The sequence below is a fragment of the Anabaena azotica FACHB-119 genome (assembly GCF_014697625.1).
In the GTDB taxonomy this organism is placed as follows: Bacteria; Cyanobacteriota; Cyanobacteriia; order Cyanobacteriales; family Nostocaceae; genus Trichormus; species Trichormus azoticus_A.
In genome coordinates this window covers 42,582-61,077 of the sequence record NZ_JACJSG010000005.1, presented here as the reverse complement: position 1 = coordinate 61,077, position 18,496 = coordinate 42,582, and the positions used below count along the sequence as shown (strand labels likewise).

Below are 18,496 nucleotides of genomic sequence, written 5' to 3'. Positions count from 1 at the left end.
CCAGCTTGTAACAAGTGGTGCGGCTGTATTAAATCAGTTATCAGTTATCAGTTATCAGTCCTGACTGGGTATGGTGGGGGATAAAGAAGCGCCTCCCTACGCCTTCCACCAATTGGTGTTTCACCAAGAATTTAACTGATAACTGTTCACTGTTCACTGTTAAAGCAAATGACAACCATTGACTACTGAAAAATCGCCAACCCAAGATTAGATGAAAACTTTGATGGGTTGAGGAGTCACGAATATGCTGTTTGCAGTATAATGCAAACGCATACTTTCGTATGCTCTCATTTGCGCCATCTATCGTGCTGAATAGTCAGGTTAGCCATTTTGGCAGCAAATTGCATCTATCCTTGGGAGGCTTATTTTAAGTGCTGATTGTGGGAGAGATGGATTTAATTGCACAATGTCCCAAAAACAGAAGTCCCAAACTATTAGGAGTTGGGACTTGCTGGACTTTTTAGCTGCAATAGGTTCGTTTTGGCAGAGTGGGATCTAACACAAATGGATTTTCATTGCCTTGGGGTGTTTGAGCGATCGCACGACTGCGTGCAACTTCACCTGCATCAATGGGATCGTCTGCTTGCCACTTACAGAGGGTATCCTGTTGTTGTTCAAAGAAGCTGGCATTTGCCAATTCTGGATAGACTGTGCGAAAATAGAATATTACCCTAGCAATATCTCCTTTCTTAGCCTCCCGTGGTTCAAAGAATCCCCGTCTGAATTCACTGTACTTGTCAATATCTTGACGATTTGGTGGGAAACTCAGTTCTTCATCTTCGATATACCAGGAAGTAGTTTGATTATCAGGAATATCTGCAAATGGGAAGTTTGAGCGATCGCTGTTAATTTCCATCCGTGAAGCAAAGAGATTATGCAAGTCGCTTTTTGCTGGGCCATCAGCTCCCAGACTCTGCGGCCAGATATGTTCAGCGTTAATTCTGTGTATCGCCGCTTCCTCTCTGGGTTTATTGGAATTTTGACTGAGCGGCACAGTGTAACCAGCATAGATATCTGTGAGTATACCACCTTGATTATCTATTTTGGTGTAAAGCAAATCGCGAGCGCTACCATATCCCAGGCTAGTACGAGGAGAGTAAAGGCTATCTAGTTGTGAGAGTAAACCGTCTCCTGTAATACCAGATAAAATCGTGCTTGCTGTAACTGCTGTTTCCGAATTGGTAACTGGGACTGATGTAATTGGGGTAGTCTCACCAGCAGCTGATAGAATAAACCGAGCAATCACAGGGTCGTGATCGCTAGCTGATTCAGAAATACCTGCGTTAACATGAACAGCATTGATCTGTGGATTTCCCTTGTTGAATAAGTTTGGGGTAATCAGAATCTGGTCAATTTGTTCTTTTCTGCCTTGAAATATATAAGAATAACGGTCTTCTAGGGGAATATTGTTGACTAAATTTTTTAGCTCATTTCCTGCCAAAGCTTTTATCGGTCGCGAATCTGGAGTATCATTCAAATCACCAAGCACGACAATATTGGCATTTGGGTTAGTAGTTAAGCGATCTCCCACAAATTTGTTAACAATTGTTGCCTGTCTGATCCGTTTTGGGTTAGAAGCCGCTCCTCCACTTTTAGAAGCAAAATGATTGTTGATCAGGGTGACGGGAATATTATTGAAAGTAAATTCACCCACTAAAGGTTTGCGACTTTCTAAAAAGGCTGGATCGTCAGCAAAGCGTTCTAGCTTTTGTAGTTTAACTCGTTGAGGATTGAATAAAAAGCCTACGCGGATATTGCCACCTGGTTGACCTCCGTCCAAGCCGTTCACAGGAGGTATTTCTTGATACTTATAGTCCGGGCCTCCTACAGATTGGATAGAACTAATTAAAGTCTCAGCAGTCAGAGCAGCATCAACCACTGAACTCAACTCGGCTCCATCATTGTCTTGTACTTCTTGCAAAGCAATAATGTCTGGTGCTTGAAGATTAGTAACAATCTGGTTTGCCAAAGCTGTAAACTTACCGCTTCTGATATCATCATCAATATTTCTCCGGGAATTACCTTCCACCTTAGAGATATTTTCCCTTTTAGGATCAAGGTTTTCGACATTGAAGGTAGCAACCGTCAGTTGCGTAGGACTCCCTACCAAAGATGTAACTTCTACACCATGAGCGATACCTGAAGGAAGGCAAAATGCCAGAAAAACAATCAAGCATAGTATCTGCAAGACTTTGCGGATAGAACTCATGAACATTGTCCTTAATTGCAAACAGAGACTAAATTCAATTGGAGCGCCATCTCAAATATATGGGTAGTGGTAAATACATAGGAATCCGAATTGATTGTTGAAAAAATCTAAGTATCTGTAGGGTGGGCATTGCCCACCAAAACCATGATACGGTGGGCAATGCCCACCCTACTTATATTTCAGAAATCAAATATGAGTCCTATATAATGATGATAAATTTAGCCACTACATATTTACCACTACCATAAAATTAACAATCTTAATGAATATGACACAGAAATTAATGAGGTATTGAAAATAGTATTTTTTAGCGATCGCCAAACTTTTTGGTCTACTGACTATCAACTTATTATCGCCAGTAATTTATAATCACAAAATTAATTCTATGTCGAAAGCTAATTCAGCCATAATTGAATTTCATGATGTGACACTTAGCCGCAACCATCGTCCTTTAGTATCCCATCTCAATTTCACCATCTACCAAGGAGAAGCATTAGTATTACTGGGACGAAGTGGTAGTGGCAAAACTACTACCATGAAGTTAATTAATCGCCTGTTTACTCCTACTCAAGGCGAGGTTTTATTTGCCGGAAAACCTACATCACAATGGGATGAAATTCAACTGCGGCGTAAGATTGGTTATGTAATTCAAGAAACTGGCTTATTTCCCCATTTCACAGTTGAACGCAATGTAGGTTTAGTTCCTAGTTTAGAAGGTTGGCTACCTAAACAAATTAAAACGCGAGTTTATGAATTGTTGCATCTGGTAGGCTTAGATCCTGCACAATTTGCTCAACGTTACCCGCATGAATTATCTGGAGGACAAAGACAAAGAGTTGGTGTAGCTAGGGCTTTAGCCGCAGATCCCCCAGTTTTACTCATGGATGAACCCTTTGGCGCACTTGATCCCATCACCAGACTAGAACTGCAACAAGAGTTTCGGCGGTTGCAACGAGAGTTAGGTAAGACGGTGGTATTTGTTACCCACGATATTCAAGAAGCCTTTGTTTTAGCCTCAAGAATTGGTTTAATGTATGGGGGAGAATTAGTTGTATTAGGAACAAAGGATGAATTTATGGCTTCCCAACATCCCGAAAGTATTGCCTTTTTGCAATGTCTGCATTCCCAACAACTTAGTTAATTACAAGAAGAAAACAAGGGAAATCTCAATTTAAATCTTCCCAGTCCCCAGTACCCAATCCCCAATCCCTAATTTATGAAAGATTTCTTCTTAATTAAGTATGCCCCAGAAATTATACAGCATACCTTGGAGCATTTATTTTTGGTGGGCGTGGCGATCGCGATCGCTATAATCATAGGTATCCCTTTAGGCATTTTAATCACCCGTCAAAAACAACTCCGTCAACCAATCTTAGGTATAGCAAATATACTCCAAACTATTCCCAGTTTGGCATTATTTGGCTTACTCATCCCTGTGCCTGTGATTGGTGGCATTGGTGTTATCCCGGCAATTGTTGCCCTGACCTTGTATTCATTTTTGCCCATAATTCGCAATACTTACACAGGCATAACTGGCGTAGATCCAGCAATTCGGGAAGCTGGGCGAGGAATGGGCATGACTGATAGACAATTATTATTACAAGTAGAAATTCCCTTAGCAATGGGGGTAATTTTGGCAGGGGTAAGAGTGGCGACGGTGATATCTATTGGTATTGCAACTATTGCAGCTGCAATTGGTGCTGGTGGTTTGGGCGTGTTTATTTTTCGGGGAATTGCTGTCGTTAATAATCAATTAATCTTAGCAGGAGCAGTACCGGCGGCGGTAATTGCCCTAGTGGCTGATTTGTTAATTGGCTGGTTGGAAAAGAGGTTAAAGTTTTAGAGACGCTAGAGTTACTGCTTGAGATTTTCAGCTTCTGAGCCAATATAAATAATGAAAAGATTTCTCATATTTTTCTTATTAGCTTTTAGTTTAGTTTTGGCGATCGCTAGTTGCAATCCCAATACAATTACTACTAACGGTGATGTTACTGTAGCTTCTAAAGACTTTACAGAACAAGATATTCTCGGTGAGATTTTAGCTCAACAAATTGAAGATACAACTAACTTAAAAGTAGCTCGTCGTCCTCGCTTGGGCGGCTCTTTCGTGTGCCATAGTGCAATTCTGGCTGGCAAAATAGATGCTTATATTGAATATACAGGTACAGCTTTTACGGGCATTTTGAAACAACCAGTTATTAATGACCCTAAAGTTGTTTATGAGAAACTAAAACAAGCCTATGCTCAACAATTCAAGTTAGAAGTAATGCCTAGTTTGGGGTTTGAAAATACCTTCGCTATCATCGTCAGGGGAGAAGATGCAAAGCGTTACAAAATTCAAACTCTGAGCGAAGCGGCTGAATATACGCCTCAATGGCGCGGCGGTTTCGGCTATGAATTTTTAGAACGAGAAGATGGTTTTCCAGGGTTAGCAAAGACTTACGGTTTCAAGTTTAGTAAACCACCCCAAATTATGGACTTGGGTTTAATATATCGGGCTTTAATTCAAAAACAAGTTGATATGGTAGCGGGTAATTCCACAGATGGACAAATCGCTCGCTTAGGTTTGGTAGTGCTAAAAGATGATAAAAAATACTTTCCTCCTTATGAAGCAACGCCCATTGTCAGACAAGAAACCCTGAGAAAATACCCGCAATTAAAAACTGCGATCGCTCAATTAACTGGCAAAATTTCTGCCGACGAAATGCGACAATTAAATTACTTAGTTGAAGGGGAACTACAAGACATCAAAGAAGTAGTACGGGAGTTCCGTAAATCCAAAGGACTCCTCAAACAAGCCTAAAAACCTCTGCGTTATAATTATGAAAAACTTGACCCCAGCAACAATTATTGGACTTTTACTTTCTACCAGCCAAGCCATAGCTCAAACCCTCACACTCTCGCCTAACCTCATCGGCTTTAATTCTCATGAAGGAGAAAAACTACTCCTCACAAGTCGTGCAAGAGAAGACTTTTTTCCTCTGAGTATGCAGTTTGTTACGCAAAATAATCAAGCCTATTGTGGTGTAGCTAGTATTATCATGGTGTTGAATAGTTTGGGCATTAATGCACCAGAAACACCCCAATATTCACCCTATCGGGTATTCACCCAAGATAACTTTTTTAATAATGCAAAAACTAAAGCAGTTATTGCACCTGAAGTAGTTGCTCGTCAAGGGATGACTCTGGAGGAATTGGGAGGTTTAATAGCTAGTTATGGTGTGAAAGTAGCAGTTCGTCACGCTGGTGATACCAGTTTAGAAGAATTTAGAAAACAAGCAGCAGAAAATCTCAAACAGAAAGGCAACTACGTTATAGTTAATTATTTACGTAAAGAAATAGGGCAAGAAAGAGGCGGACATATATCACCTTTAGCCGCATACAATGAGCAGACAGATAGATTTTTAATTATGGATGTCTCCCGTTATAAATATCCTCCCGTTTGGGTAAAGACAGCAGACTTATGGAAAGCTATGAACACAGTTGATTCAGTTTCACAGAAAACTCGCGGTTTTGTGTTGGTGAGTAAAATCTGAAAGGGAACAGAAAAATATTATCATGTGTAATGTATCAGGAGCAATCGCATAATTCACATGAAAAATGGGCGATCGTAAAGTTAATAATTATTTATATCCCTTACTATAAAATCTTATCAAACTTACCAAAAGGTAAATTTTTATGAATCCTTTACCACTAGAATCAAACTCACAGCCATTAAAATCAGAAAATAAGAAAATGGTGATTATCCGCTTTAGTGCTGGCGTATTAACTGGAGCGATAATTGCTGCAGTTTATTGGAGTTATGCTGATTGGTTTGGTTCTGCACAATCTTTAACTACAAACATCCTTGGCTGTTTGACCCTAGCAATTATTTGTGGATTTTTAACATACAAATGGGGATACAAAATGATAGAAATTTTGTTGAATTCGATACCATAAATAAAATTGTGCGTAGTCAGGACTTTAGTCATTGATTGTGCCTAAACTGCTGACTACAAACCTATCAAAATAGTCAGAAATAATGACTACCCCGATTGACAGGAGGGGGCAATACACGCTAAATCATGAGTCAAACGGGAAAATTTTAAAGATGAAAAATTTCTTCAATTACCGACTTGATCAAAATTGGGAGGGCTGGAAATGGATGGTAGCTTGATTTTGTCAAACATCCTCAACCCGCCGATATTATTTTTCTTTTTGGGAATGGCTGCTGTTTTGGTTAAGTCCGATCTAGAAATTCCTGCGCCTATACCTAAAGCCCTATCGCTGTATTTGCTATTTGCAATAGGTTTTAAAGGAGGAGTAGAACTGATCAAAAGTGGCGCGACTCAGAATGTTGTGTTAACTCTGCTAGCAGCAATGTTGATGGCTTGTGTTGTGCCAATTTACACCTTTTTTATTTTAAAACTAAAATTGGGTATTTATGATGCTGCGGCGATCGCCGCCACCTACGGTTCCATCAGCGCCGTTACCTTCATCACCGCCAGCACTTTTTTGAATCAGTTGGGCATTAATTTTGATGGTTACATGGTAGCAGCCCTAGCCTTAATGGAATCGCCAGCAATCATCGTGGGATTGATATTAGTCAATGTCTTCAGCGTTGAAGAAAAGCGAGAATTTTCCTGGTCTGAAGTTTTGCAAGAAGCCTTTTTGAATAGTTCAGTCTTTTTGTTAATTGGTAGCCTGTTGATTGGCTTCTTAACAGGAGAGCATGGTTGGCAAGTATTGGAACCCTTCACACAAGGACTATTTTATGGCGCTCTCACCTTTTTTCTCTTAGATATGGGACTAGTAGCCGCTAGAAGAATTAAAGACTTGCAAAAAACTGGCGTTTTCCTGATTTTATTTGCCATACTAATTCCCATACTCAATGCAGGCATTGGGTTACTAATTGCCAAATTAATTGGTATGCCCCCTGGAGACACCCTATTATTTGCCGTGCTGTGTGCCAGCGCTTCTTACATTGCTGTCCCCGCAGCTATGCGTATAACTGTTCCAGAAGCCAATCCTAGCCTGTATGTTTCCACTGCTCTAGCAGTGACCTTTCCGTTCAATATTATTGTGGGGATTCCGTTATACCAATACGGAATCAACCTATTTTGGAGATAATGATAATATGCACCTTGTGAAAAAGATAGAAATTATTGCCAATGCCTTTGAATTGAGCAAAATTTTAGAAGGTTTAGACAAATCGGGAGTAAATGGTCATGCCGTCATTCGTAATGTTGAAGGTAAAGGATTACGCGGCACAACGGAAGATTTAGACACGATCATGGTTGATAATGTCTATATTATCGCCTTCTGTAAACCAGAGTACGTCAAACCTGTAGTAGAAAACATCAAACCCCTGCTTAATAAATTTGGCGGTACTTGTTACATTTCTGATGTCATGGAAGTTCGCTCTGTAAAATGCGTTGCTTCGTTATAAATCAATCCGGTTTATTTCAAGAATCTTTTCCATGTAAGTTCTTTTCTAGCATTATCCCAATGCCAGCGTAATAAATTTGCAGATTGTCCTTGTAAAATTCCTGGTAAACCAATTGCCTTCCTTGGGGCATCAGTAGCAAGGGCGATCGCAGTTTCCACATCGCCATCCCACTTCACCAAATTCTCCACCCCCACCAATAACGGTAAAGTCGTCCCCGATAATGTACCGTCTGGTAGCCTTGCTGTACCTTTTGTGACTTCAATTTGCCGACTATCCCAAGGATACACCCCATCGGGTAGCCCAAGGGGAGCCAGCGCATCACTCACCAGAAACAACCCTTTAGTAGCACGCAACAAAATTTGCAGCATAATAGGCGAAACGTGCTGTCCATCCGCAATAAAACCACACATAACATGAGGATGGGTAATTGCCGCCCCTAAAAGTCCAGGTTCGCGGTGATGTAGAGGCGGCATAGCATTGAAGGCGTGAGTTACCATTGTTGCACCCAATGCAAAAGCATTTTGGGCTTGGTTAGCAGTTGCTTGAGAATGTCCTAAACTGACGGTAATTCCTAAAGAACGTAAATATGGGATGACTTCCCCAGTGGTATCTAACTCTGGGGCTAAAGTCATGACTTTAACGACATGGGCATATTCTCCCAAAACCCGTTTAACTTCATCTATTGTTAGGGGTAACAAATACTCAGCCGGGTGAGCGCCCCGTTTTTGATAATTTAAAAATGGGCCTTCCAGATGTACACCTAAAATTTGAGAACCTGGTTGTGGAGTAGAGATAAAATCAGCAATTACAGCTAGCGATCGCTGTATATTCTCTACTGAAGTCGTCACTAACGTAGGCAAAAACCCATCTACCCCCACATCCCATAAAAACTGACATATTTTCCCCAATAAATGGGCATTATCCGCCGCCAAATCAGGAAACGCCAAACCCAAAGCCCCGTTAATTTGCAAATCCACACCGCCCAAAGAAACCCAATCCCCAGCCACATCTATTATTTGCAAATCTGATGACGGAACCCGTTTAAACACAGTCCCCATCGGCAAAATTCGTTCAATTATCCCCGCCTGATTCACCAAAAGCATCTGCAAATCTTTGTATCCGGGAACTCTAGCATTAATAATGTCAATAGTCATTAGTCAATAGTCATTAGTCAATAGTCATTAGTCATTAGTCATTAGTCAATAGTCATTAGTCAATAGTCATTAGTCATTAGTCAATAGTCAGTTGTCTTCTTCCTTTCCCCTTCCCCTTTCCCCTTTCCCCTTTCCCCAGTCCCCAGTCCCCAGTCCCCATGAGATGATAATTGCACCCTACTTTACTTTTGAATTAATTATGACTCCTTTGGTTGGCATTATTATGGGCAGTGATTCGGATTTGCCTACGATGAAAGAGGCGATCGCTATTTGTGAAGAGTTTGGTGTCGAAACTGAAGTGGCGATCGTTTCAGCCCATCGTACACCAGAACGGATGGTGGAATATGCCCAGCAGGCTCACCATCGGGGTATCAAGGTAATTATTGCTGGTGCTGGCGGTGCAGCCCATCTCCCCGGTATGGTAGCATCTCTGACCCCTCTACCTGTAATTGGTGTTCCCGTGGCGACAAGGAACTTACAAGGTGTGGATTCTTTATATTCAATTGTACAAATGCCTGGGGGTATTCCTGTAGCTACGGTGGCGATCGGTAATGCCAAAAATGCTGGACTACTTGCAGTACAGATACTTGCTACTCAGCAGCCAGAACTACTCGACAAAGTTCAACAATACCGTCAAAACTTGTCACAATCAGTGATGGCAAAGCAAGCAAAACTAGAACAGCTAGGCTATCAGCAGTATTTGCAGCAGGAATTAGGTTGAGACTGAGGACAGGGGACTGGGGATTGGGGACTGGGGGGAGATGAGGGAGATGAGGAAGATGAGGAATATGAGGGAGATGAGGGAGAAACCCACCCCTAGCCCCTCCCAAGAGGGGAAGAGGGAGATGAGGGAGATGAGGGAGATGAGGGAGTGGGGGGAGATGGGGAAGAACAACTAATGACTAATGACTATTGACTATTGACTATTGACTAAATCGTTAAATTCTTTATCAAAAATTAATAGTTCTATAACTAAGTAGAGCTAATTATAGTGAATTGCTGATTTGGCAGGGGATTGGACTAGTTTATTTAACTTTGTATAACTAACAAAACCTCTCTTAAATTAAAAAACTGTAGTTAAGAATACAGAATTAATGTTTAAGTAACTAGAAAATCAATCAAATTTATTTTCCAGCGAGTTGGGCTTCAACTTGTAAAACAGGAGTTACTTACGTAATTCCGGTATTTTGTGTTGAGAGTTGTGAAAACTATATTTTGGGTAAAAATTGGCGACTATTCAACATAATGTTGTTGAATTTCCTTCATCAAACTTAGTGACTTGAGGCAGTCTGTTACTAATTATCATTAATATTTGTGAAACCGATAGCAGATAAGGGTTTTTCTTGATTGAAGAGTTAATGAAGAATATGTAAATATATGCAAATAAACATATAATAATTTCTTCAGAACTGAAGGTAGAAATATTTACAAAAGCACCTTGATTTTTTAAACTGCTAATTGGAATCATCAAATCAACAATCTGAAAACCAGTGGTTTTACAGAAAAACTATCGTAGCCACTGCGTAGAAATTAGGGTGTTATTTTTTCTATTCACTGGATTATTTCTGTGTTTAAGTTAGTTGGAGGGTTAGTTTTCATCACCATGTATAAACAGAAATCAAGGGCAAATAATAGGTGTTTTTCAGGAAGGAACTACGCTCATAATAGACAATCTAGCCCAACACAAAAGATATCTAATCTAGTTAAACGATTATCTCCCAGTTGGCAAGCCTGCATACCTCTGGCTTGTTTAATTGTTTTGGGTTGGAGTTATGTGGCAGTTGCCCAAGCCCCAGCAGGGCCGACAACAGCAGACCTGAAAGTGGCGCTTGATACTCTTTGGGTAGCGATCGCCGCTTTTTTAGTATTCTTTATGAATGCTGGTTTTTGTATGTTAGAAACCGGCTTCTGTCGTCAGAAAAACGCTGTCAACGTTCTAGCTAAAAACCTGATTGTCTTCGCCCTATCCACCGTAGCATTTTGGGCAATTGGTTTTGGCTTAATGTTTGGTGATGGTAACGATTTCATCGGTTTAAATGGGTTTTTCCTAGCTGGGGCAGATAACAGCCCGGCGACAGGAGACGCTTACAAAGGCGTGTTTAGTGCGCTGAACTGGACAGGCGTACCTTTAGCCGCCAAGTTTTTATTCCAGCTAGTGTTTGCGGGAACCGCCGCCACAATTGTTTCTGGTGCAGTCGCCGAAAGAATCAAGTTTGTTGACTTCTTGATTTTCAGCCTTTTACTCGTAGGTGTTGCTTACCCCATCACCGGACATTGGATCTGGGGTGCTGGCTGGTTAGCTGACATGGGTTTCTTTGACTTTGCCGGTTCCACAGTAGTCCACTCTGTAGGCGGTTGGGCGGCTTTGATGGGTGCAGCCTTCCTTGGCCCCCGTATCGGCAGATATCAAAATAAGCAAGTTGTAGCTTTACCCGGTCACAACATGAGTATTGCGACTTTGGGCTGCTTAATTCTCTGGTTGGGTTGGTTCGGCTTCAACCCCGGTTCTGTAATGGCGGCTGATCCCAATGCTATTACTCACATCGCCTTAACAACTAACATGGCTGGTGCAGTTGGTGGTATTGCTGCTACCGTTACAGCTTGGTTGTACTTGGGTAAACCAGACCTGTCAATGATTATCAACGGTATATTAGCTGGTTTGGTTGGTGTTACTGCATCCTGTGCTTATGTCAGCGTACCTAGTTCCGCAATTATTGGCTTAATTGCCGGAATTATAGTTGTTTTCTCCGTACCATTTTTTGACAAACTCGGCATTGATGACCCAGTAGGCGCTACCTCAGTTCACTTAGTTTGTGGTACTTGGGGTACTCTAGCTGTGGGTTTATTTTCCGTCGGCCCTGGTGGTTATCCTTGGTTGGTAGACTTGGCTGGTAAGCCCATCGGCCCACATGGTTTATTCTTGGGTGGTGGTCTGAGTTCATTAATTCCCCAAGTAGTTGGTATTCTCGCAGTAGGTGGATTTACCGTTCTTATCAGCAGCATATTTTGGCTAGCGCTGAAAAATACTTTAGGTATTAGAGTCACCGCAGAAGAAGAATTTGAAGGTTTAGATATTGGTGAACATGGTATGGAAGCCTACAGTGGTTTCCTCAAAGAAGCGAGTTCAGATGGATTTACAGAAGGTAAATCATCTGGTGGCTACTCCAAAGGTGAAGACTACTCAATTAGCTAATCAATAGTCTGGTTAAAAATAATAAACCTGGTTTCTGGCAAACCAGGTTTTCTGTTAATAATGTTTTGTCAACTATAAAACACATACCAGTTGCCTTATAGATCAATACGGTTCAGTTAAGGCTAAATTGGGCAGAAACATTGACTAAATATCTAAACTAATCGGCGTTTATCGGCGTTTATCGGCGGTTAATTATTCTTATCTGAACCGTATTGCCTTATAGATGAGGACATCATCCAATCTTCAAACCTTTGTTTTCAAAAGCTTTTGACCCTATTCCCTGTCACCTCTCACCTGTCCCCTGCTATAAGTGCAGTGTTCGCTATTAACTACATAATAATTAACTCAAAGCACCCCCCAAAAGAATTATTTTTTAATTAAATTTTGTGGAAAGATAAATCAGGGTAGCTTGTAACACAAAAATCTTTAGCCAAAAGCATTGAAATGTAACTAAGTATACAACGCTACAAGTCATCAGGGAGAACGAAATTAACGTGTTTAAGAAAGTTTTGATGATTGGGGCTACTACCTTACTATTTTTGGGGTGGCCTTTGATGGGCAATGCTTTTGCCCAAACCTCCGCCACTACTCCACCGCCTGCGGATACCGGAGATACAGCATTTATGCTGATATCGGCAGCGTTAGTCTTGCTAATGACACCAGGGTTAGCATTTTTTTACGGTGGATTTGTGCGATCGCGCAATATTCTCAATACATTGATGATGAGCTTTGTATTGATGGCAATTGTCGGCGTTACCTGGGTGTTATGGGGATATAGTTTGGCATTTTCGCCAGGGCTACCATTTATAGGTGGTTTGCAGTGGTTGGGATTAAATGGTGTGGGGCTAGAAACCACAGGTTATTTGCAAGGTTCAGCACCAGTTGATGTAGTTTCTTACGCCCCGACAATTCCCCATCAGGCATTCATGATCTATCAAGCCATGTTTGCCATTATCACCCCAGCCTTAATTTCCGGTGCGATCGCCGAACGGATGAGTTTCCGCGCCTATACCCTATTCGTCCTGTTGTGGTCAACCTTCGTTTACACACCCCTAGCCCACATGGTTTGGGCGAAAGGGGGATTCTTAGGTTTAGCTGGCGGCTTGGGGGCGCTCGACTTCGCAGGCGGTACAGTAGTACATATTAGTTCTGGTGTATCTGCCCTAGTCGCGGCGATCGTTTTAGGCCCACGTAAAACCCATCCAGACCGCCTCAGCCCTCCCCACAACGTCCCATTTATCCTATTAGGTGCAGGCTTACTCTGGTTTGGCTGGTTCGGCTTCAACGCAGGTAGCGCATTATCAGTTGCTAGCGGTACTTCCGGTAACTTAATTACCAACCCTGCCACAACCGCCTTCGTCGCCACTAACACGGCGGCGGCGGCTGGCGCTTTAATGTGGCTAATTTTAGAAGCATGGTTACGCGGTAAACCCACAGCCGTAGGTGCAGCCACAGGTGCAGTTGCCGGCTTAGTAGGAATTACCCCAGCCGCCGGATTTGTCACACCATTAGCAGCCATTTTAATTGGTTTTATCACAGCCGTCGTTTGCTTCTACGCCGTCAGCTTCAAACATAAGCTAAACGTTGACGATGCCCTAGATACCTATCCAGTACATGGCGTTGGTGGCACAGTCGGGGCAATTCTCACAGCCATCTTTGCCACCGCCGAAGTCAACTCAGCAGGTAAAAACGGCGTACTCAAGGGTAATTTTGCTGAACTAGGCGTAGAACTAGCCGCAATACTCATTGCTTACATAATTGCCGCAGTTGGCACTTGGGTCATTCTTAAAATTATTGATGCCACAGTTGGCTTACGAGTCAAAGAAGAAGCCGAATACCAAGGACTGGACATCAACGAACACGGCGAAGAAGGATATAATTCCGAATTTAGCGATCGCGTTGTGCAGTAATAATTTAGTCAATAGTCCATAGTCCATAGTTCATAGTTCATAGTCCATAGTCCATAGTCCATAGTCCATAGTCCATAGTTCAGAACTCTGTTGACTGTTGACTGTTGACTAATGACTATTGACTAATGACTGTTGACTATTGACTAATGACTGTTGACTATTGACTAATGACTATTGACTAATGACTAATCACCAATCCCGATTTAAAATTTGAGTCAAATCATTGGTAGATGTCGCTAGTTGTGTCAACTACAAAACACTTTCCTGTTTGGGCTTATTTCTCGCTCATATCCAACGGCATACTGATGCTGGCGGTCATCCTGCTAATTTGGCAACGGCAGAGATTGACCGTCCTTTCTGATAATGCACCTGTACCAGTTCCCGCCAGTCAAGCCCAAACCGCCACCCCAGAGTTAGGCCCCCGTCACCAACTCAGTTACCAAAAATGGCTAGAAATTCTCAAACAAGAAGCCAACGTCACCGCCGATAAACGTCCCCAACGTTTAAGCATACTAGCAGGGGACTCTTTGAGTTTGTGGTTTCCGGTCGAGTTATTACCAGAAGATAGAAACTGGCTAAATCAGGGAATTTCTGGTGAAACCAGCCGTGGGCTATTACAAAGATTGAGTTTGTTTGACAAGACTCAGCCAGAGACAATCTTTGTCATGATTGGCATTAATGACTTAATTCGCGGCGTAAGTGATGATGTCATATTAGATAATCAGCGACAAATTCTGCGTTACCTACGAAGAACTCACCCCAAAACGCAAATTTTCGTCCAGTCGATTTTGCCGCATGGGGGAGAAGACGCAACTTGGGAAGGACGAGAAAAATTGCTAGCTATCCCCAACAGCCGCATTCAGAAATTAAATCAGCAAATACAAAGCATAGCCACTAAACAAGGCGTGAAATATATAGATTTATATCCCTTATTTATCAACCAAAAAGGCAACCTCCGCCAAGAGTTCACCACCGACGGCTTACACCTCAGCCCCGCCGGCTACGTAGTTTGGCGCACCGCGTTGCAAATTTATCAGCAATGACTGGGGACTGGGGGCGGGCTTTCAAGGGCAGGTTTTTTACACTTCGACCCAAAAACACTGATTTTAGGGTGTAGGGGTATAAGGGTGTAGGGGTGTAGGGGTAGATGAAAGTCTGATAATTTACTGAATCTTATAGTCCTCACTGATTACTTTATGAAAAACCTGCCCTTAAGAGCTGGGGGCGGGGGGGAGATGAGGGAGATGAGGGAGATGAGGGAGTAACCCACCCCTAACCCCTCCCAGGAGGGGAACAGGGAGATGAGGGAGAAAAACTAATGTCACCTGTCACCTGTCACCTGTCAACTGTCAACTGCCTCTCATCTTCCCAAATGGTCGCTTGGCGCGAGAGAATCAGAAAGAGAAGATATTAACAAATACAACAATGGATACAAAAACTTTTAAGCGGACACTACAACATTCAGAGAATTACAACCGTAAAGGCTTTGGACATCAGGCGGAAGTGGCTACTCAATTGCAATCCGAATATCAGAGTAGCTTAATTCAGGAAATACGCGATCGCAACTACACTCTGCAAAGGGGTGATGTTACTATCCGCCTAGCCCAAGCCTTTGGTTTTTGCTGGGGCGTAGAACGGGCTGTGGCGATGGCTTACGAAACCCGCAAGCATTTTCCCACAGAACGTATATGGATTACCAATGAAATTATTCATAATCCCTCTGTGAATCAACGAATGCAGGAAATGCAGGTACAATTCGTACCTGTGGAAGCTGGCAAAAAAGATTTTTCTGTCGTTGCTAATAATGATGTGGTCATTCTCCCTGCTTTCGGTGCAAGCGTTCAGGAAATGCAGCTATTGAGTGAAAAAGGTTGCAAAATAGTTGATACAACCTGCCCTTGGGTGTCCAAAGTTTGGAATACAGTAGAGAAACACAAAAAAGGTGATTATACCTCCATTATTCATGGAAAATATAAACATGAAGAAACAGTTGCTACTAGTTCCTTTGCTGGTAAATATTTAATCGTCTTAAACCTCAAAGAAGCCCAATATGTAGCAGACTACATTCTGCATGGTGGCAACCGCGACGAATTTTTGCAAAAATTCGCCAAAGCTTGTTCCGCAGGATTTGACCCAGATACAGATTTAGAAAGAGTTGGTATTGCTAACCAAACAACCATGCTCAAAGGTGAAACAGAGCAAATTGGTAAACTTTTTGAGCATACCATGCTGCAAAAATATGGCCCTGTGGAATTGAACAAGCACTTTCAAAGTTTCAATACTATCTGCGACGCTACCCAAGAACGTCAAGATGCCATGTTAGAATTAGTGCAAGAAAATGTAGATTTAATGATAGTGATTGGTGGTTTTAATTCATCCAATACTACTCAATTACAACAAATTGCCCAGGAACGAGGATTACCTTCTTACCATATTGATAGTGTAGAGAGAATTAAATCAAGAACTTCCATAGAACATCGACAATTAAATGGGGAGTTAGTGATTACAGAAAACTGGCTACCCGCAGGCGAAATTGTTGTCGGTGTGACTTCCGGTGCTTCCACTCCAGATAAAGTAGTCGAAGATGTGATTGAAAAAATCTTTGCTCTGAAAGCCACAGTACCAGTAGTGTAGAGGTTGTTAAATCAAGAGATAAAAGTTGAAGGGTAGGCATTTTGTCTACCCTAAAAATTATTTTACAAAAATACACAATAATTAACCACCGATAACTATCTCTATTTATATCTTGCACCACTTGCTTATTGCTAAAATTACAAGCCAAAAAGTCTATTATTTCGTAGGGTGGGCAATGCCCACCACCTGCTTATTGAGAAGGTGCAAGATGTCAGTTCAGGTAATGCTAAGAAAAACTATTATACTAGTGACTTATTTGATAACTTATCGAGCGTGCATCCAGGTCAACAACTATTGTTCCTCTGTGATATTTTTCTACCTGTCGCCAGATATCATAACCCATGAGAATTGCTTTTTCCCAATCCCCCAGTGAACATTGAGAAACTTCTAAATGTGCTGTAATATTCTTGATAGTCTTTAAAAGTTGATAATCCAATGTTGAAATACCTTCCAAAAAACCATGATGTTTGGCATAGCTAAATACAAGTGCTGATATACCTTCCTCAATAGCTGCTGCACGACCTCCATCTTCAACTTCATCAATAAGAGAATTACTTTTACGTTTACGTTTGAGGTTGCTACGAGTAACTGCTGACCATCCTAAAACTGCGGCGTAGGAAAAATGGAAAACATCATGAAAGCGGTAGCCATCATGGGAATAAAAGTTATCTGTGAGGTCATTTCCAATCTGTTTTCCATTGACAAATGCCCTCATTTTGACTGTATTACCTTCACTAATCTCAGTTATCTCTACCTCAAATTTTCGTGGTAGTCTTTCATGTTCTGGAAATTCACTGTCGAATGTATAAATTGTAGTTTTATCATCTATTGGGCTTGAATTTCTCCATCCCCAACGGTCACGACACTTTTTAAGATTATCTTCCGCAATTTCTTCCAAATCAAGGTTAAACTTGCTAGCCAAATTGGAAATATACCAAAGCATATCACCCAATTCTTTCGCAATACCTTCTTCAAATAGTTTGTGCGCCTGACCATCGCGTAAATGTTTTTTATATTCTGTCATCAAAGAGCCTACTTCACCAACTAAACCAAGTAGGGGTATGATTAATTCCGTATTTTCAACAGCAGGAATCTGGTCTGTATTTAATGCTTGTCTTTGGTATTCAGAGAAATTCATAATGCAATTTCTAATATTCCAAAGTCATTTTTAATTTTTATACATATAAAATAAAACCATAATTATACTTAAAAAGTAGCACTATAACATTGAAAAATTGAGCTATGTTCATAGGGAATTACAATATTAAGAGATATTACATTATATAGGTGTATTAGCGACAACGTAACGCATGATTTTGATTGAATTTATAAAAGTAAGTTCATAACGCACTCTACGAAATTGAATGATTTATCTTTTGAACGTACTAACTTAGCAATCTATAGATGAATAAATTCAACTATTTCTATCAGAAATAATTAGGAAAAATAATTGGTTGTATATCCTTTGAAAGTCGTAACGGATGGTGCGGGTATCCATACTTTGTTAGCTTTAGACAGTAAAGAGGTTGTTGACCATAAATTAGACTTATCACTTCTTTTTCACGCTCACGGTTTTTTTCTAGATACTCATTCGCACCCCATGCTAAAATAATCCTACTAGCGCGTTTTGCCGCTAGTTGAATATAAGAGTTATTTTCTGAACCAACAGGGTCATCCGCTTGGCGAAGATCACGAGGATTTGTAGCAATATAAGCGAATAAATTGACCACTTCAAGAGAACCATAACCCCAATAGTCAGCATAGCCAATACATCTACGCAGTGTGGGATCTTCATCCTTCTCATTAGCCTTACTGGGATTAAGCATCACAAAAGTAACTTGCGGCAAATCTACATTCCATTTACGCCTGAGTAAATAGCGATACTTTCTCTTGTTGTTATCGTCAAATTTGGCATCACTTTCTATGTATATATATTTTCTTCTTTCCATGTTTTTAGCTTACATCTTG

The 18,496-nt window shown here is 41.3% G+C and carries 17 protein-coding genes; 13 read left to right on the top strand and 4 right to left on the bottom strand.

Annotated features, from left to right (window positions below):
* Positions 1-460: 460 nt before the first annotated feature.
* Positions 461-2,209 (bottom strand): endonuclease, encoded by a 1,749-nt coding sequence (locus H6G83_RS04970; protein WP_190467853.1) that lies wholly within the window; start codon positions 2,207-2,209, stop codon positions 461-463.
* A 385-nt stretch (positions 2,210-2,594) separates the two neighbouring features.
* On the opposite strand from H6G83_RS04970, the gene H6G83_RS04965 reads away from it, so the two are divergent.
* From H6G83_RS04965 to H6G83_RS04935, 7 genes are all read left to right on the top strand, one after another.
* Positions 2,595-3,350 (top strand): ATP-binding cassette domain-containing protein, encoded by a 756-nt coding sequence (locus H6G83_RS04965; protein ID WP_190467850.1) that lies wholly within the window; start codon positions 2,595-2,597, stop codon positions 3,348-3,350.
* 75 nt (positions 3,351-3,425) lie between these two features.
* Positions 3,426-4,052 carry an ABC transporter permease gene (locus tag H6G83_RS04960; protein WP_190467847.1) on the top strand — a complete coding sequence of 209 codons (627 nt, stop codon included), beginning with the start codon at positions 3,426-3,428 and terminating at the stop codon, positions 4,050-4,052.
* Between the two features lie 51 nt (positions 4,053-4,103).
* A complete protein-coding gene (locus H6G83_RS04955) occupies positions 4,104-5,012 on the top strand; it encodes a glycine betaine ABC transporter substrate-binding protein (RefSeq protein ID WP_190467844.1) in 909 nt (302 codons plus the stop codon).
* Between the two features lie 19 nt (positions 5,013-5,031).
* Entirely contained in the window at positions 5,032-5,745 is a 714-nt protein-coding gene (locus tag H6G83_RS04950) for a phytochelatin synthase family protein (protein WP_190467841.1), read from the top strand.
* A 142-nt stretch (positions 5,746-5,887) separates the two neighbouring features.
* Positions 5,888-6,148 (top strand): hypothetical protein, encoded by a 261-nt coding sequence (locus H6G83_RS04945; RefSeq protein ID WP_242044425.1) that lies wholly within the window; start codon positions 5,888-5,890, stop codon positions 6,146-6,148.
* Positions 6,149-6,349: 201 nt separating this feature from the next.
* Entirely contained in the window at positions 6,350-7,318 is a 969-nt protein-coding gene (locus H6G83_RS04940) for a sodium-dependent bicarbonate transport family permease (protein ID WP_190467838.1), read from the top strand.
* A gap of 7 nt (positions 7,319-7,325) precedes the next feature.
* Positions 7,326-7,637, top strand: coding sequence for a P-II family nitrogen regulator (locus H6G83_RS04935; protein WP_190467836.1), 312 nt, complete (start codon positions 7,326-7,328; stop codon positions 7,635-7,637).
* Between the two features lie 11 nt (positions 7,638-7,648).
* On the opposite strand, the gene nagA is transcribed toward H6G83_RS04935, so the two are convergent.
* On the bottom strand, positions 7,649-8,791 hold the full coding sequence (gene nagA / locus H6G83_RS04930; RefSeq protein WP_190467833.1) for an N-acetylglucosamine-6-phosphate deacetylase: 1,143 nt from the start codon (positions 8,789-8,791) through the stop codon (positions 7,649-7,651).
* A gap of 199 nt (positions 8,792-8,990) precedes the next feature.
* Here nagA and purE point away from each other — a divergent pair, with 199 nt between their 5' ends.
* The 6 genes from purE to H6G83_RS04900 all read left to right on the top strand — a co-directional run bounded on the left by purE (position 8,991) and on the right by H6G83_RS04900 (position 16,528).
* On the top strand, positions 8,991-9,512 hold the full coding sequence (gene purE / locus H6G83_RS04925) for a 5-(carboxyamino)imidazole ribonucleotide mutase (RefSeq protein WP_190467829.1): 522 nt from the start codon (positions 8,991-8,993) through the stop codon (positions 9,510-9,512).
* Positions 9,513-9,552: 40 nt separating this feature from the next.
* Entirely contained in the window at positions 9,553-9,690 is a 138-nt protein-coding gene (locus tag H6G83_RS04920; protein ID WP_190467826.1) for a hypothetical protein, read from the top strand.
* 704 nt (positions 9,691-10,394) lie between these two features.
* Positions 10,395-11,984 (top strand): ammonium transporter, encoded by a 1,590-nt coding sequence (locus tag H6G83_RS04915; protein ID WP_190468151.1) that lies wholly within the window; start codon positions 10,395-10,397, stop codon positions 11,982-11,984.
* 494 nt (positions 11,985-12,478) lie between these two features.
* Complete coding sequence (locus H6G83_RS04910) at positions 12,479-13,894, top strand: ammonium transporter (protein ID WP_190467824.1); 1,416 nt, start codon at positions 12,479-12,481, stop codon at positions 13,892-13,894.
* A gap of 305 nt (positions 13,895-14,199) precedes the next feature.
* Positions 14,200-14,937, top strand: a complete 738-nt coding sequence (locus H6G83_RS04905) for an SGNH/GDSL hydrolase family protein (RefSeq protein WP_313935181.1) — start codon at positions 14,200-14,202, stop codon at positions 14,935-14,937.
* 382 nt (positions 14,938-15,319) lie between these two features.
* The gene (locus H6G83_RS04900; RefSeq protein WP_190467819.1) at positions 15,320-16,528 is read left to right on the top strand and encodes a 4-hydroxy-3-methylbut-2-enyl diphosphate reductase; all 1,209 of its coding nucleotides are present in this window, start codon (positions 15,320-15,322) and stop codon (positions 16,526-16,528) included.
* A gap of 244 nt (positions 16,529-16,772) precedes the next feature.
* On the opposite strand, the gene H6G83_RS04895 is transcribed toward H6G83_RS04900, so the two are convergent.
* The gene (locus tag H6G83_RS04895; protein ID WP_190467816.1) at positions 16,773-17,666 is read right to left on the bottom strand and encodes a nucleoside triphosphate pyrophosphohydrolase family protein; all 894 of its coding nucleotides are present in this window, start codon (positions 17,664-17,666) and stop codon (positions 16,773-16,775) included.
* 289 nt (positions 17,667-17,955) lie between these two features.
* Entirely contained in the window at positions 17,956-18,477 is a 522-nt protein-coding gene (locus H6G83_RS04890; RefSeq protein WP_190467812.1) for a DUF1643 domain-containing protein, read from the bottom strand.
* Between the last annotated feature and the right edge of the window lie 19 nt (positions 18,478-18,496).